12 protein-coding genes are annotated in these 15,279 nt (G+C 66.4%); all 12 read right to left on the bottom strand.

Annotation, left to right across the window (positions count from 1 at the left end; all coding sequences use genetic code 11):
- Nucleotides 1–3: 3 nt before the first annotated feature.
- The 12 genes from OU995_RS17725 to OU995_RS17670 all read right to left on the bottom strand — a co-directional run bounded on the left by OU995_RS17725 (nucleotide 4) and on the right by OU995_RS17670 (nucleotide 15,227).
- Nucleotides 4–2,613, bottom strand: coding sequence for a protein kinase domain-containing protein (locus tag OU995_RS17725; RefSeq protein WP_267831331.1), 2,610 nt, complete (start codon nucleotides 2,611–2,613; stop codon nucleotides 4–6).
- Nucleotides 2,614–2,857: 244 nt separating this feature from the next.
- Entirely contained in the window at nucleotides 2,858–5,128 is a 2,271-nt protein-coding gene (locus OU995_RS17720) for a type VI secretion system Vgr family protein (RefSeq protein WP_267831330.1), read from the bottom strand.
- Between the two features lie 124 nt (nucleotides 5,129–5,252).
- On the bottom strand, nucleotides 5,253–5,735 hold the full coding sequence (locus OU995_RS17715) for a hypothetical protein (protein ID WP_267831329.1): 483 nt from the start codon (nucleotides 5,733–5,735) through the stop codon (nucleotides 5,253–5,255).
- Between the two features lie 76 nt (nucleotides 5,736–5,811).
- Nucleotides 5,812–6,306, bottom strand: a complete 495-nt coding sequence (locus OU995_RS17710; protein ID WP_267831328.1) for a hypothetical protein — start codon at nucleotides 6,304–6,306, stop codon at nucleotides 5,812–5,814.
- 79 nt (nucleotides 6,307–6,385) lie between these two features.
- The gene (tssH, locus tag OU995_RS17705) at nucleotides 6,386–9,037 is read right to left on the bottom strand and encodes a type VI secretion system ATPase TssH (RefSeq protein ID WP_267831327.1); all 2,652 of its coding nucleotides are present in this window, start codon (nucleotides 9,035–9,037) and stop codon (nucleotides 6,386–6,388) included.
- Entirely contained in the window at nucleotides 9,034–10,161 is a 1,128-nt protein-coding gene (tssG, locus tag OU995_RS17700) for a type VI secretion system baseplate subunit TssG (RefSeq protein ID WP_267831326.1), read from the bottom strand. Before tssG ends, tssH begins: the two co-directional genes overlap by 4 nt.
- A complete protein-coding gene (gene tssF / locus OU995_RS17695) occupies nucleotides 10,158–12,065 on the bottom strand; it encodes a type VI secretion system baseplate subunit TssF (protein ID WP_267831325.1) in 1,908 nt (635 codons plus the stop codon). Before tssF ends, tssG begins: the two co-directional genes overlap by 4 nt.
- Before the next feature lie 2 nt (nucleotides 12,066–12,067).
- Nucleotides 12,068–12,565: a type VI secretion system baseplate subunit TssE gene (tssE, locus tag OU995_RS17690; protein WP_267831324.1), complete on the bottom strand. Its 498-nt coding sequence runs from the start codon at nucleotides 12,563–12,565 to the stop codon at nucleotides 12,068–12,070.
- Between the two features lie 16 nt (nucleotides 12,566–12,581).
- The gene (locus OU995_RS17685) at nucleotides 12,582–13,130 is read right to left on the bottom strand and encodes a hypothetical protein (RefSeq protein ID WP_267831323.1); all 549 of its coding nucleotides are present in this window, start codon (nucleotides 13,128–13,130) and stop codon (nucleotides 12,582–12,584) included.
- The gene (locus OU995_RS17680; RefSeq protein WP_267831322.1) at nucleotides 13,115–13,876 is read right to left on the bottom strand and encodes a hypothetical protein; all 762 of its coding nucleotides are present in this window, start codon (nucleotides 13,874–13,876) and stop codon (nucleotides 13,115–13,117) included. Before OU995_RS17680 ends, OU995_RS17685 begins: the two co-directional genes overlap by 16 nt.
- A complete protein-coding gene (locus OU995_RS17675) occupies nucleotides 13,877–14,716 on the bottom strand; it encodes a type VI secretion system accessory protein TagJ (RefSeq protein ID WP_267831321.1) in 840 nt (279 codons plus the stop codon).
- Nucleotides 14,717–14,732: 16 nt separating this feature from the next.
- Nucleotides 14,733–15,227, bottom strand: a complete 495-nt coding sequence (locus OU995_RS17670) for an Hcp family type VI secretion system effector (protein WP_267831320.1) — start codon at nucleotides 15,225–15,227, stop codon at nucleotides 14,733–14,735.
- Nucleotides 15,228–15,279 lie beyond the last annotated feature (52 nt).

The raw sequence follows: 15,279 nt of genomic DNA, 5'->3' as shown, positions 1-15,279 counted from the left end.
GGCTCAGCGTCGGCCGTTGGAAGGATCTTTGGGGGTGCCGGAGGATCGGTCCGTCTTGCTGGAGGTCGAGGGTTTGCTCGACGAGCTGCTGCGACCGCCTTCCCGGGAGGAAGACGACGAGGACGACGAGGACGAGGACGATTTACCCTTGGCCGCCGCAGCCGCCAGGGCCGCCGTGGTGCGGATGGTTTCCGGCTTGCTCTGGCCGGCGGTCAGGGCCTGACGGTCCTGCAGGGCCTGAGCCATCTGGTCGAAAGTGGCATAGAGCAGACCGAATTCATCCTTGCGCTGTTCACGGATGCGGAAGGCATAGCGGCCCCGTGCAATCTCTCCCAACGCCTCGTTCATCAGCTTGATCGGACGCGAGAACCAGTTGCCCACCACATACATGGCAATGGCCACCGCCAGCACGGTGACCACCGCCAGGGTGGCCATCAAGGTGCGGGACAAGCGCGCCACGCTTTCCAGCGGGCGTTCCGGCAGGCCCAGGGCCACATGGCCCACCACCTTTTCGTTGTAGGTGATGGCGGACTCAAAGCCCAGCACCGGCTCGCGGCCCACCAGGTAGTGGGTGCGCTTGACGCCACCCAGTTCACCCAGCACCTCGCCGGCCGGCGTCTGATAAGGTTTGCCCACCGCCTCGGGATTGCTGGAAGCCCGAACGATGTTGTCCTTGTCGGAGAGCGTGAGGCTTTGGAAGTCCCGCGTCTTCATCATCTCGGCCAGCAGCACATCCACCGTGACCCAGTCTTCCGCCAGCGCGGGTGTCGCGTTCTGGACGGCAATGAAGCGGGTGAGCGCAGCGCCGGAGTCCGCCACCTGCTGCATCATGGCGTTGTATTGGCGGTCCAGGATGATGGTGCAGGTGATGGCCATCACGATGGCCACAATAGCCGCCATCATCGCGGTCCACTTGACCCGCAACGGGATGATGCGCGGGCGGTCCACTGCATGGGACTCTTCGTCGATTTCAGACAGGACGCGGGTGAGCGAATCCGCCAGCTCGGCCCCGCTGGGGAAGCGGTCATCCGGGGCTTTGGCCAGGCAGCGGTCGACCACCCGGCGCAGCGACGCAGGTAGGTTGGGACGCAGCTTGTTCAGCGGCGTTGGTTCTTCCTTGGCGATCTTGAGCGCGAGGTTCACCACGCTGTCGCCGGTGAACGGGCGCTGGCCGGTGAGCATCTGGTACATGACGATGCCGACCGAGAACAGGTCGGCCCGCCCGTCGATCTTCTCGCCGTTGATCTGCTCCGGCGACATGTACTGAGGCGTGCCCAGCACATCACCGACGCGTGTCCGTTGCTCGCCTTTGCTGGACTCCATGTGGGCAATGCCGAAGTCCATCACCTTGATGTCCAGCGTGCCCTTGGCGCGGGCAATGTTGCCCGGTTTGATGTCGCGGTGGACGATGCCCCGCTTGTGGGAATAGTCCAGCGCACGTGCCAGCTGGATGGACATCACCACCACGTCGCGGATGGGCAGCGGCTTGCCGGGTTCCAGCACATCGGCCAACGATTCGCCGTCCAGCAGCTCCATGGCCATGTAGGGACGGCCGTCGATCTCGCCCACATCATGCACCGTGACGATGTTGGGATGCGACAGGCCGCCCGAAGCGCGGGCTTCCCGCAGGAAGCGGGCGCGATATTCCTCGTCCTCGCACAGCGACGCATGCAGGAACTTGATGGCCACATCACGGCCGATGCCGGGATCGTGCGCCTTGAACACGCTGGCCATGCCCCCACGGCCCAGACGTTCGCGGATCTCATAACGGCCCACCTGCCGGACCGGCATGTCGGCCTGCGGGCTGGGGGCGCCGCTGCGCACCACCGGCACCGGCGGAATCAGCGGCCCGCCCGGCAGCGTGGCCGCCCGGAAGGCGGCTTCGGCCTCCGCCTGAAGCGAGGGGTCGAAATGCGTGGCGGCGAATTCGGAATCGCCGTCGTCATCGTCGACCGGCTCGTTGATGATCGGCGACTGGAAGCGCCGGTTGGCCGGCTTGCTGGGCGGCACCACGGGTGCCGGCGGTTGGGATGCCACCGGCGTGGCCGCCGGAGCCGCTGCAGGCGTGGCAGCGGCCGGGGACGGTGCGGTGTCGCTGGCCTGACTGCCTGGCGGAATGGCTGCCGGAATGGCTGCCGGGGTGGCGGGCGCCAGGGTCGCGGGCCGCGCGGCCGCAGCCGCCGCCATGGCCTTGAACGCAGCGCCGGGCACCACCACGGTGGAGTCGTCCGAGGCCGACGGCTCGTGGGCCGTCTCCGCCAGCGGCCCGGCGGCCAAGGGCGTGCCCGTTGCTTCTGCGGCCTCCATCCCCATCGGGGCTGCACCCGACGGCGCCCCCGCAGAGGGATCGATGGGAGGAAGCGCAGAATCCGAAGAGGAAGAAGACGTCACTGGGTGGTCGGCGCCAGCCGAGGTGTCGGCAGCGCGAGGGTCAGGGGTGTGGGGCGCCTCGGCACGTGGCTCGACACGATTGGCCGCCGTGATGGGCGGCATGCGGTCCAATGGCTTGGCGGCAGTGGTGATCCGGGTGGCGTCGGGATCCAGCATGGGATCGTCCGGAACAGCCGGGTCGATGCCCTTGTCAGGGCGGGGAAATCCTTCAGGTCGTGACATCAAAACGCCTCGCCGCGGCCCGAGTGCCGCATCATGCGCAATGGTCATTGTCTCCTCGGCATTCAGCAATGAACCAAAGTCATTTGGTCATTCCTGGCGGTCATTGCGGCTTTGTAACAACGGAAGTTGACGCAGCCTTACTCGACTGCACGCCGAGTCACGATGACTTACCTCTGGTCACGCCCATGCGTAGCCGTGAGTATCGGCGGGGTTCGCCATGGGGCCTGGCAATACTTCACGCCGCTCAGTTCTGATTGACCTTGGCGCCCTTGATGTTGACATCGCTGGAGGCCTTCACGTTGATGGTACCGCTGCCGATGATCTTGATGCCGGCCCCCTTCAGCTGGATGTCGCCATTGCTCTTGAGTGTCAACGAGGCCGATCCGCAGGAGAGCACCAGTTCGTCCGCCGCCTGAATGACCGCCTTGGCCTTGCTGGTCACGGTGTAGTCGGCACCGGACTGGAAGCTCATGGTGGCCCCCGCCTCCGCCGAGTATTTCGCACCCGCAGATCGGCTCATGTTGGCGCCGGCCTTGTCGCTGATGTGGGTCCCGGCAACGACCGACTTGCTGACGCCAATGGCTTCACTGCTCAGCCCCCCCACCGACACCACCTTGGCACCCCCCACCTCCTGCATCAGCGCCGCGCCCACCAGGTGGTTCATGGCGGCGCCCACGGTGAGTGCATAGGCGGCGCCGATGGTCTCGGCCTTGGCCAGGCTCACCGTCACCGTCTGGGTCGCACCAAAGCTCTGGCTGTCCGCGCCGCCCACGGTCAGCGCCCGGGTGGCCCCCACCGATTCCACCTGGTTGGCACCGACGCTGAGCGTCTCATCCGCCCCGACCGTCTTCGTGCGGTTGCTGCCCACCGTGATGCCTTGATTCACCCCGATCTTCACCGTCTGGTGGTTGCCGACCGTCTGGCTCTGGTTGTTGCCGACGGATTCGGTGTCGTCCACGCCAATGGTGTCGGTGCGATTGTTGTGCACCACCAGCGTCTGGTCATGCTCGATGGTGGATTGCATGTCGTATTGACCATGCACGGTGATCATTTCCTTGCCGGCCGTGTCGTCCATCGAGAATTCGTTGTAGCCCATGGCCTTGTGGCTCTTGGACTTGATGCCGCTGATGACACCGGCGGCGGGCAACTCGAAGGGCGGCATCTGCTCCGCGTTGTAGACGCGGCCGGTGATCAGCGGCTGGTCCGGGTCCCCTTCCACAAAGTCGACCACCACCTCCTGCCCGATGCGGGGAATGGACACACCGCCCCAGCCCTTGCCGGCCCACGGCTGGGACACCCGGATCCAGCAGGAGCTTTTTTCATTGCGCTGGCCGCGGCGGTCCCAATGGAACTGCACCTTCACCCGACCGTATTTGTCGGTGAAGATCTCCTCGCCGGACGGGCCGGTGACGATGGCGGTCTGCGGCCCGGGTGCCGCCGGTTTGGGGGTGCGTCGCAGGGGGCGGAACTGCTGGTCCGCCGGCATGGCGCTGAAACTGCAGCGCAGCTCGGACGCACCCGAGCCCGACTCGCTGGAGGCCTGCTGCAGGTGCAAGGTGGTGGCGGTGACCAGGTACTGGGTGTTCTGATCGTCGCGGGGATGGCGGGTGAGCGACAGCAGATGGCCGGTGCAGACGCCCTGGGCATTGCAGCTCGCCTCGAAGCAGGCATGGTCGCTCTGGATTTCGTCCAGCCGGTCCTCCGCATATTGGGAACCGTCGGACGACTGGCGGTAGCCGCCGGGGAAGTCGAAGATTTCGCTGTCGGAGATGTCGTAATCCCGGGTGCGGGCCTGGCTGGTCTGCAGGGAGCTGGACGGACGTTCGAAGTCGAAGTCGGTCATCACCACCTTGCCGGCAGTGAGGCTCTGCACAGCGCTCCACTGATCGACGAACGCCAGGGCCGGCGGCGACTGCGCCCCCCCGGCATAAAACGGCAGCGACTCGCAATGCGGGGCGCAATCATGGGCACTGGCCGAATCGGTCAGCACCAGCTTGTGGCCCGCATCGTCATGGATGAAATACCAGTAGATGCCTTCATGCTCCAGCAGCCGGGCCACGAAGTTGAAATCCGTCTCTCGGTATTGCACGCAGTAATTCCAGCTGCGGTAGGGGCGCTGCAGATGGAATTCGAACTTGGCCACCGGATGGTCGTCAAAAACGGCCTTGACGATGTCCGGCACCGTCATCTCCTGGAAGATGCGGCAGTCCGCCGTGCGGGTGAGCAGCCACAGCCAGGGTTTCAAGCTCATTTCATAGACCGTGAAGCGCCCTTCGAACCCTCGTTGCGCAAACCGCGTGACGTAGCCGGACAGATGCCGGGGCGCGTCGTCCCGCAGGGCCATGGTGAGCGTGGCGGCCTTGCCCAGCAGATCACTGGCCTTCACGTCCTTGTGCTCGCTGAGCAAGGTGAGTGTGGTCTCACCGAGTTCGCTCAAATGCTCACGCGACGTGCAGCTATGCACCCGCAGGACATCGTCGGCAAGCGCGGTCTTGATGCGAAACGGCACGGCCATGGCGGATCCGAGGTGGTTCTGCCAACGACAGTAGGCCCATGGCGGGCCCGGTGATAGCGACCAAAGTCACTCCGCCGTGAATCAGGGGCAAGCGCCCGGTTGCTGTCACCGGGCGTGTCGCCGTTCAGCCGATCGGCAATGCAGCGGTGAGGCACAACACCTCACCCTCATCGTCATAGTCGGCGGAGAGCTCCACGCCCTGCACCAGCCATTGTTCCCATTCGATCGCGCCGTCCTCGCCGTCGGAGGCTTCGGGTTCCCCATAGGCGGCCAGGGCCTCCTGACGGATCTCGACCGGCGCGTCCGTCAAGGGGCCGGCCCCTTCGAACGGCTCGACTTCCTCGCTGCCCTGGGGGTAGTAGAAGATGCCACTGAGCACCTTGGGGCCCTCGCCGCGCGGCGCGCCGAACTCGCGCTGGAAGGTCTCCCGGTTGGAAAACGAGAACACCACGCCCAGCGAGGTGAGCATCAGGAAGTCGGACTTGAGCTTCTGGATGCGGGCCGGCGCCAGGGCCGTATCGCCCTGCGCATGGGGCGCCACGGCCTCATGCAGGGCGGGGTCGGTGTTGGTGAGACCAAGGAGTTGGGGGAAGAGTTCCGGCGTCATCCCGGAATTGGAGCACATCAGCCCCCCACCCTCATTCGAGCGGTCTGAAGGCCCCCGTCGTGATGGCGCGCCTCAGTCAACGGCCGCATTCACCGCCCGTGAGCGCGCTCTCCCTGTCACAGGGAATGGCCGACTGCAACTGGCCCAGTTGGCTGAGGACAGGTCCCTGGCAAGCCACATCGACTTCCTTGCCTTCCCGCGTGGTGACCCGCACACCTGCAGTGCGTTGATTTCCCTCCTGATACACGTAGACCGCATAGTCCGCCCCTTCCCGTTCGAAGCTCACTTCCGTTCGGGTCACCTGCTGACGGAAGTAGTCGGCGTAACGAAACTGGCTCGGGCCGTCCGAAGCCTGGTCGGGAAACGCCAGTTCGATCTTTGTCGTCCGACCGAATCGGTACTGCAAGGCGCCGGGTGCCCCGCAAAGGCTGATCCAGCGGGATTTCGTCGTCGGGCAGGCAAAGTAAACGGTCTCATCAGCCTTGCAAAGGCCACGGTCGCCGAACGTAGTCCCCCTTGGGGGCAATGCATCGGCGGATGCCATATCGGCTTGCGCGGGAACGCTCGCCAAGGCCAGGCAGCTCATAGCCGCAAAAGTCCCCCCCACAAACCGGACCAGGGATGCGTGCGTTTGCAATGACCGGTTCCCCTCAGTCAAACCCGTACTCAAAATCCCCGTTTTTCACCGTCAATGCCACCTGCTCAATGCTGTGGCCCTGCGTCAGACGCGTCAGGTATTCCCGGCTGATCCTCGGCAGCACGGTGTTGGTGAGGATGGCATCAATCACCCGCCCGCCGCTCTCCACTTCATTGCAGCGGCTGATAACCAGCTTCACCACATCCTCGCCATAGCTGAACGGCACGCCCAGGTTCTCCGACACCCGGCGCTGGATGCGACCGAGCTGCAGACGGATGATCTGCCCCAGCATCTCCTCATTCAACGGGTAGTACGGAATCGTCACCAGCCGCCCCAGCAGCGCCGCCGGGAACACCTTCAGCAGCGGCTCACGCAAGGCCTTGGCGATGCCCTCCGGTTCCGGCATCAGTTCCGGGTCGGCGCACAACTTCATGATCAGGTCGCTGCCCGCATTGCTGGTGAGCAGGATGATGGTGTTCTTGAAGTCGATGTAGCGCCCTTCCCCGTCCTCCATCCAGCCCTTGTCGAACACCTGGAAGAACAGCTCATGCACGTCCGGGTGGGCCTTCTCCACCTCGTCCAGCAGCACCACGCTGTAGGGACGGCGGCGTACCGCCTCGGTCAGCACACCGCCCTCCCCATAACCCACATAGCCGGGCGGCGAGCCCTTGAGCGTGGAGACGGTGTGAGCCTCCTGGAATTCGCTCATGTTGATGGTGATGACGTTCTGTTCACCCCCATACAAGGCCTCCGCCAACGCCAGGGCGGTTTCGGTCTTGCCGACGCCGGAGGTGCCGGCCAGCAGGAACACGCCAATCGGCTTGTTGGGGTTGTCCAGGCGCGCACGGCTCACTTCGATGCGCTTGGCGATCATCTCCAAGGCATGGCGCTGACCGATGACACGCTGGTTCAAGGTCTCCGCCAGTTGCAGCACCGCCTGCAGTTCGTTGCGGACCATGCGGCCCACCGGAATGCCGGTCCAGTCCTGCACCACGCTGGCCACCGCCTGTTCGTCGACGGTGGGAAGGATGAGCGGCGCATCGCCCTGCAAGGCCGCCAACTGGCTGCGCAGGCCCTTCAGTTCGGTGAGCAGCGTCTCACGTTCTTCGTCCGCCGGGGCGCCCTCACCGTCCTTGCGCAGCAGCGCATGCAGCGCCAGCACACGGTCCACCAGCGCCTTCTCGTTGGCATGGCGGGCCTCCAGCTCACCACGGCGCGTCTGCGCCTCGTCCAGCGCCGCCAACACGCGGCGCTTGCGCTCGGCCACCTCCATGCCGATGGCGGCTTCGCGGCTGATGATCTCCTGCTCCACTTCCAGCGCCTGGATACGGCGCAGCGTGTCTTCCAGCTCCGCTGGCGTGGCATGCTGGCTCACCGCAACGCGCGCGCAGGCCGTGTCCAGCAGGCTCACCGCCTTGTCCGGCAACTGACGCGCCGGAATGTAGCGATGCGAGAGCCGCACGGCGGCTTCAATGCCCTCGTCCAGCAGCGCCACGCGGTGGTGCTTTTCCAGCACCGAGGCCACGCCCCGCAGCATCAACACCGCCTTGGCCTCGTCCGGCTCCGGCACCTGCACGACCTGGAAGCGGCGGGTGAGCGCCGGATCTTTTTCGATGTGCTTCTTGTATTCCGCCCAGGTGGTGGCCGCGATGGTGCGCAGCTTGCCACGCGCCAGCGCCGGCTTCAGCAGGTTGGCGGCGTCGCCGGTGCCGGCCGCACCGCCCGCGCCGATCAGCGTGTGGGCTTCATCAATGAACAGGATGATGGGCTTGGGCGACGCCTGCACTTCGTCGATGACCGCACGCAGGCGGTTCTCAAACTCCCCCTTCATGCTGGCGCCGGCCTGAAGAAGGCCGATGTCCAGCATGTAAAGCGACACGTCCTTGAGCTGCGGCGGCACATCGCCCTGGGCCAGGCGCAGGGCAAAGCCTTCCACCACGGCCGTTTTGCCCACCCCCGCCTCGCCGGTGAGGATGGGATTGTTCTGGCGGCGACGCATCAGGATGTCGACGATCTGCCGGATTTCTTCGTCCCGGCCGGCCACCGGGTCAATCTCGCCCTGGCGGGCACGCTCGGTGAGGTCGACCGCAAAGCGCTTGAGCGCCTCCTGCTTGCCCATGGCCGCCGGGGCAATCGCGCCGCTGGCGTCTCCGGGCGTGGCACCCGGCTCGGCCGCCCGCATGGCCTGCTCGGGCGAGCCTTCCACCACCTGCGCAAAGTGCTCGCTGAGCTCATCCACCGGAATGCGCTCGAACTGGCGAGACAGCGACAGCAGCGCATTGCGCATGGACGGCGTCTTCAGCAGCCCCACCACCAGGTGGCCGGTCCGTACCTGGCCGTCCCCGTACAGCAGCGAGCCGTAGACCCAGCCCCGCTCTACCGCGTTTTCCACCCAACTGGAGAGATCGGTCACCGACGAGGCGCCACGAGGCAGGCGGTCCAGCGAGGCCATCAGGTCGGCCGACAGCTGCGCGGCATCCAGCTGGTAATGCTTGATGATGCGATGCAGGTCGGAATCGGGTGTGTTGAGAATCTGATAGATCCAGTGCTGCAGCTCCACATACGGGTTGCCGCGCAGCTTGCAGAAGACGGTGGCGCCTTCAATGGCCTTGTAGGCCAGCGGATTCAGTTTGCCAAACAGGCTGGTGCGTGAAATTTCGCTCATGGTCTCTCTCCCTGTGGGGGGCGCGATGTTGTGGATTCAGGGCTTCGGCCGGCGCGCCCCAGCGCCACCGACCAGGGCCTCAGCCGCAGGTCACCACGGTCGCTGGTGGCCGCTGCATGGCCGGCGCGCCCGACCCAACTGGTGTAGCCCAGGCGCACCTGGTGGCCCAAGGCGGCGGCCGGCACGGCCCGTCGTTCCAGCAGCGGTTGGATTTCCCAGCGCAGGCCGTGGCCCACGTATTGGCGGATCCAGTCATTCAGGGGCCGCCAGGCACTGCCGTCCGGCAGGAAGCGGTCGTACTGCTCGCGGTTGATCGGGCCGATGACCACCCGGAAGCGGTATTGGCGGTCCCAGACCTTGGTGCCCAGCGTGGTGCTGCGGCCCAGCGCAGCGGGTGCCAGGCCGATGCGTTCCTTGCGGTTGCGGGCAAAACCCAGGCGGGTGCGTTCGTCATCTTCCAGCGGCAGCCATTGCGGCACATGCTGGTCGATACGCACCGGCACCTGGAAATGCTGGGTCAGGATCTTGGCCAGGCCTTCGGGGTGGCGCTCGCGGCCACCCATCATGCCGGCGTTGAACAGGCGGGCCGTCTGCGGCAGCGAGTCCTGCGGCTGCCAGCCGCCGTGCAGCCCGGTGGCGGCCCCCAGCCAGGCGGCATACCGGTCCGCCTCGGGCCGGTCATGCTGCACCGCCGGCTGGGACTGCGCCCAGGCCCGGTAGAACAGCATCAGCAGCCGGTGGTGGAAGACGTCCAGGAAGCGGGCCAGCGTCGGGTCGTTGCGCTGGTATTGGCGCTCCCGGGCGTATTCGGTCAGGTGCAGCGGCAAGGGGCCCTGCGGTCCCAGCAAGCCGAAGAAGCGCACGCCCAGACGCGGCACCCCCGCTGCCGTGGGCTCCAGCTTGGCCAAAGCGGCGGGAGCGAAGTCCAGCTCGGCTTCTTCACCCAGCCGGATCGGCTCCAGGCTGGGCCTCGCGGCACGCCCCAGGCGCGGCAGTTGCGGCGACAAGCCTTCAATGCGGCGCAGCAGCGCAAAGAAGTCGTAGGCCCAGGGGCGCTTTTCGACCTCGGCAAATAGCACCTGCAGCGCACTTGCCGGGTCCAGCGGCACGTCCGGTGGCGTCACGTCAGGCTCCCGCCCGACCGGTGCACCGGCTCGCCACCGATACGCACCGGCCAACGGCGCAGTTCGCCCCGCTGGGTGGTGCGCAGCCGCAGCTGGGTGAAGCTGTTGATGGCGGCATGCCGGGCAAAGTAATACTCCAGCACACTGCCAAAGAGGAAGGCGCTGTGGCCCTGGAAGGCCAGCTCATCCAGCTCCAGATCGATCTCGGATCCGCAGCCATGGCTCAGCGGGCCGTTGAACGGCAGGCGGCGCACCACCGACCGCACCGACACCTGTCGCACGCCGTCCACCAGCCGCTGCCAGGACGGGTCCCCGGGCGGGCCGTACAGCGCCAGCAGCCGACGCAATGTTGCCGCTGCCTGGGCCGGGCCTTCATCGGCAAACGGCAGTTGTTGCAGGGTGAGCAGCCCCACCAGGCTCCAACCCGCCTCGCCCACCGGCTGGCGGCTGACGGGCCGTGTCGGGCCATGCACTGCATCCACCCGCAGCACCGGGCCGGCGGCATCCAGACGCCAGGCGGCCGGGCCGGCACTGCCGTTATGCGGCAGCAGCGTGGGCAGATCGCGATTGCTCACCAAGGCGGATACCGACAGCTGGCGGATGTCCTCGCGGTAAGGCGCATGACGCGGATCGACCAGCGACACGAACATCTCCTCGCCGATATAGCCGGTGCGTGGGCCCTGCTCTTTCTGGCGAGCCGACAGCAACCGGGGTTCGCGACGCGCGGTGTAGTAGCCCGCGCCCTCGCCGGAAGGCTCGTGATAGGTGGCGTACAACGGACGGAAGGTCTGCTGGCCCACCTGCCCCGCCCCGTAACCGATCACCGACTGCAGGCTGTGCACCTCGAAGTCCATCGGGCGGGTGCGGTCCGGCACCACGTGGTATTCCCAACTGCCCGGGCCGAGCTGGATGCGGTCCAGCCGCTTGGTGAAAAGATTGATCGCCGGGGTGCAGTGCAGCGACAGGCTGTTGACGTCGACCATCGCCTCCAGCCCTGCGTCGGCACGGCTGAAAAACAGCACAAGATCGGCTTCCTGTCCCTCGACGCGCGCCAGTCGGTCGGCGAGATCGGTGATGTCGAAGAACAGAAAGCGACGTGGCATGGCGGCCGCTTCCTGGAGCAGGCGGCAGCCGGAGAAGCCGCGGTGGGTGTCCGGCAGCAGCGCCTGGCTGGGTTCATAACCCACCGGCGCGATGCTGGTGCCGTCCCGCCACTGTGCCAAGGCGTGCTGGCCGTCCACGCCGCTGCCGGTGACATAGCTGCCCACCGACGCGCCCAGCACCAGCTCATGCAGACGGAAGGCCACGTCGTCCGGCGCGCTGATGTAGAGCTGCAGCCGGTCCATGCGTAACTGGCGCAGCGGCAGACCACCGCCGGTGCGGATGCGCAGGCGCAGCCCACCGCGATAACCACCCGCGCCGGGCAGGCGATTCATCGGCAGGTCCGTCGCATGGCTGAAGTACTGGGCACTGACCAGCTCGATCGGCCACAGCATCACATCCTGCGAGGTGCGGAACTCGCAACGGGTGTCCTGGCCACGCGGCAAGCCGGATTGCAGCGCGCTGTCGCGCGGCACCGGGAAGCCCTTGGAGAGATTGGGGTCGGTGACGTCGACAGTGAACTTCGCCACCATCATCGACGGCACCGGCGCCAGGAAATTCGGATAGATGGATTCCAGCAGATGCGAGATGAGGCGCGGATGTTCCGCATCCAGCTTGAGTTGCACCCGGGCCGACAGAAAGGCAAACCCCTCCAGCAGCCGCTCCACATAGGGGTCGGCCACCTCGGTGCCCTCCATGCCGAGGCGGCCGGCGATCTTGGGAAATTCGCGAGCGAACTCGCTGCCGACTTCCCGCAGGTGGGTCAACTCGTCGCTGTAGAGGCGAAGCAGGCGGGGATCCATGCTCAGGCCTCCCGCACGTCCACCTGGCCGGCTTCCAGGTCCATCTGCGTCCGCAGCAGGATTTCCAGCGGTACCGGCTGCGACCACAGATGGCCGCGGATTTCAAATTCAATCACGTTGTGGGTGTCCAGCACACTGTCGGCCTCCACGGCACGCACTTCCAGCGTGCTCTCGAGAATGCGCGGCTCAAATCGCACGATGGCCTGGCGGATGGCCCGCTCGACATGGCTCACGTCCACCTTGGACGCCAGCTGGCCGGACAGCGCCGGCAGCCCGAAATTCAGCACGCTGGCGGCCACCTGCGGATGCGCCTCCAGCGCCCGACCGAGCGGCTGCACCGCATTAAACAGCCAGCCCAGGTCGCGCAGCACGGCTTGCCGCAGCTGCGACTTGCTCATCATGCGCCGCTCTTCGGCCTCCACGCGGCTGGTGGGGTCGTCATCGGTGAGGCGATCCAGCAGCGCCGGCTGCAGACGGTCGCGGGTGGGCTGCTGGCTCACTGCGGGGCTCCGTTCGTCACTGCCCGGCGGAGAGGTCCAGGCGCCAGAAACGAACCTGGCCGAACTTCGCATCATTGGCCCAGGGGTCCCAGATGGTTTTGTCGCCGCGGCTCTTGGCACCGGCCCAACCGCTGAGCGAGGTCGACATGACGCGCGGATACTGCCCCCGCGCACGCATGGTCACCGACCTTCCGCCGGAGGTGTAGGCATAGCCCCCTGCCGGCTTGGCCGCACCGGGGTAGACCACCACCACGTGGCCATTGGGCGTTTCCTTGAGGCCACCGACGATCAGCTCGCCACGCGAGGCCCGGTCCGCGAGTTCGGACACGGGCACTTCCTTCCAGCGCCTGTCAGCTTCCAGGAAGGCGATCAGCACATTGGCGGTGCGGTATTGCTGGTCCGGCACATAACGCTTGATCACATGCCACACCGAATGGCTGCACGAGGCGGGGTACTGGTCGTAGGCCTCTTGAGCGACACGCGCCAGCTCATCCGCGCTGATGGCGCCGGTCTGGGCACCGCTGGCGGCCGAAGCCGGAGAGAAGGGAGTCAGGACTGCGGACATTGGGGGGCTACCGAGTTGGAGGTGGGAGTCGAGTGGTAACGCTGCTGCGCCGCATCCCAGGACAGCGGCGGCAAGGCGTAATCACCACCCAGGGCGGGGTTGGCCACCTGCACGCGGATCTCCTGCGGGATGCCGTCGAGCCACTGCCCGTAGCGCAGGGTCAGCGTGCGGGGCTCATCAAAGGGGTACAGCTCCGGCAGCACCCCGACGCAGCGCCAAGCGTTATCCACCAGCAAAGGCTTGGGGAAGTCTTCCCAGGGGGCGCTCGGCGGGCTGCCACGAAAATAGTCCTCGGCGAAAACGGAGACCAGGCTCACCTTGGGCGCTGCACCCGGTGCCGCGAGGTCACAGCGGCGCGTGGAGGAGGCATACGGTTTCCAGCTCGCGGGCAGGCGCGCCTGCTCCGCATCATTGAGCGGATGGCAGCCCGCTGGTGACAGCGTGCGCCAGGCGCGTGCCGCCTTGGCGGATTTGCCGCTTTTGGAGACGTTGCCGGCATTGGAGACGTTGCCGGTATTGGCCGACCTGGCTGCCGGTGCCGGTGCCGGTGCCGAGGCTGAGGCTGAGGCTGAGGCCGCCGATGGTCTGGATTCTGCCGGCGTCACGGCGTGGCTCGGCAAGGACACCCCCAGCATCACGGCCGCCAGCGTGCGCCATACCGCTGGCGCACGGGTGATCTGGAGGGCGGCTTCGGCAGAGACGGCGGAGACGGCAGAGACGGCACTGCGGGAGGAACAACGGAACATTCAAGACCTCAGTTCGATGAGACGGACATCCAGCAAACCTGCTTCGGTCGCGTCGGTCATCATCACACGCTGGCCGATGCCGGCGAACTGAGGGCCCGCCCCGCCCTCGCCCGCAGCGGCAGCGTCGTCTGCTGCGTCCTCACCCCCTAGCGGCAACCACTCGGTGCGACGCGAGAGCCAGGTGCGCGGGTCGTCAAACCCGGTCGTGCGGGGATACCGCGTTGGAATCAGCGCCACCGACCCGCCGCCGTTGGGAAACTCCAGAAAGGCCGGAGCCCAGACCAGGTCACGCAGGTCTTCCGGCGGCTCGATCTGGATCTTGGCCAGCGCCGACAAGGGCACCCAGCAATAACGGCCGTTGATCACCGCCTCCAGGATCGGGCCCAGCCGCGAATCTCCATCGCAAATCCAGTCGAAGGCCTGGCCGTCGATCGTGCCGGCCGTGGCGGGCGCCTGCTCCAGGGCCTGCGCCCGCATCAGTTGAGCGGCGTGGTGGTCGCCGTCGGCCGACAGCTTCAGGGCCTGCACCATCGACGCCACCCATTCGGCCGGCTCGCCCATGACCAGCGGCGTTGTCTTGCCGTCAAACACCGCCTCACGCACCAGCTCGCACTTGAGCGCTTCGCGGTAGGTGTTGACCATGGCCAGCGTGGCGGCGTCCAACTCGCCACACACCTCCAGCTGGGCAGCGGCACGTGCCCATTGGCCATTCACGGCCAGCAGCTGGAACAACAACACCCGCAGACGCACATCCTGCGCTTGCTGGCGCACCTGCTGCTGCACGGCGGCCAAGGCCTCCACGGGCTGGCCGGCGGCGATCAGGTCTTCAACTGCGCTCATAAAGGACTTTCCGACCTCAGGTCAGGTCGTCGGTGAAGGTGCAGGTGCCGCCCATCTGGCCGGCAGCACTCTGGTTGCGGTATTCCACCGCCACCTTCTGGAAACTCAGGGTGATGCGTTCAACGGGCTGGCCGTCCTGATCCACATCGATGTCGTAGGTGGCCACACGGGCCTTCTCCAGCGTGATGCTGAAGTAGTCCTGCTGCTCACCGCCGGCCTTGCGCAGGCTCAGCTTGGCGCTGCGCACTTCGTCGTTGGTGGCCACGGCGCTCATCAGCGCAGTGCTGGCACTGTCCAACTGCTTGGTGATGGTCAGCTGGCGATAGCTGCGGCGGCCGGTGCTCTGGCCGGCCACGGCGTCGCCGCTGGCACCCACGCCCCAGGCAAAGCCGGAGACGGTGATGTCGTTCTGGTGGCCCTGGGCCACGGATTCGCCCTTGACCTTGCCTGCGCGTTTGAGGGTCAGGTCCAGGTACATGTCGGCGCTGCCGCCGCTGGTGTTGAAAGACATGTGAAGGCTCCAAGACACGCGCCGGCCGCTTCCACGGATGAAAGGGCCGGCG

Source organism: Roseateles sp. SL47, assembly GCF_026625885.1.
GTDB lineage: Bacteria > Pseudomonadota > Gammaproteobacteria > Burkholderiales > Burkholderiaceae_C > Roseateles.
This window is presented reverse-complemented; position numbering and strand designations above follow the sequence as displayed.

What these genes read in the sequence shown, in the direction of transcription:
- OU995_RS17715 (WP_267831329.1), bottom strand. Translation starts at nt 5,735, where the DNA reads ATGACGCCGGAACTCTTCCCCCAACTCCTTGGTCTCACCAACACCGAC.
- tssF (WP_267831325.1), bottom strand. Translation starts at nt 12,065, where the DNA reads ATGGATCCCCGCCTGCTTCGCCTCTACAGCGACGAGTTGACCCACCTG.
- OU995_RS17675 (WP_267831321.1), bottom strand. Translation starts at nt 14,716, where the DNA reads ATGAGCGCAGTTGAAGACCTGATCGCCGCCGGCCAGCCCGTGGAGGCC.
- tssH (WP_267831327.1), bottom strand. Translation starts at nt 9,037, where the DNA reads ATGAGCGAAATTTCACGCACCAGCCTGTTTGGCAAACTGAATCCGCTG.
- OU995_RS17680 (WP_267831322.1), bottom strand. Translation starts at nt 13,876, where the DNA reads ATGTTCCGTTGTTCCTCCCGCAGTGCCGTCTCTGCCGTCTCCGCCGTC.
- OU995_RS17725 (WP_267831331.1), bottom strand. Translation starts at nt 2,613, where the DNA reads ATGTCACGACCTGAAGGATTTCCCCGCCCTGACAAGGGCATCGACCCG.
- OU995_RS17670 (WP_267831320.1), bottom strand. Translation starts at nt 15,227, where the DNA reads ATGTCTTTCAACACCAGCGGCGGCAGCGCCGACATGTACCTGGACCTG.
- OU995_RS17685 (WP_267831323.1), bottom strand. Translation starts at nt 13,130, where the DNA reads ATGTCCGCAGTCCTGACTCCCTTCTCTCCGGCTTCGGCCGCCAGCGGT.
- OU995_RS17720 (WP_267831330.1), bottom strand. Translation starts at nt 5,128, where the DNA reads ATGGCCGTGCCGTTTCGCATCAAGACCGCGCTTGCCGACGATGTCCTG.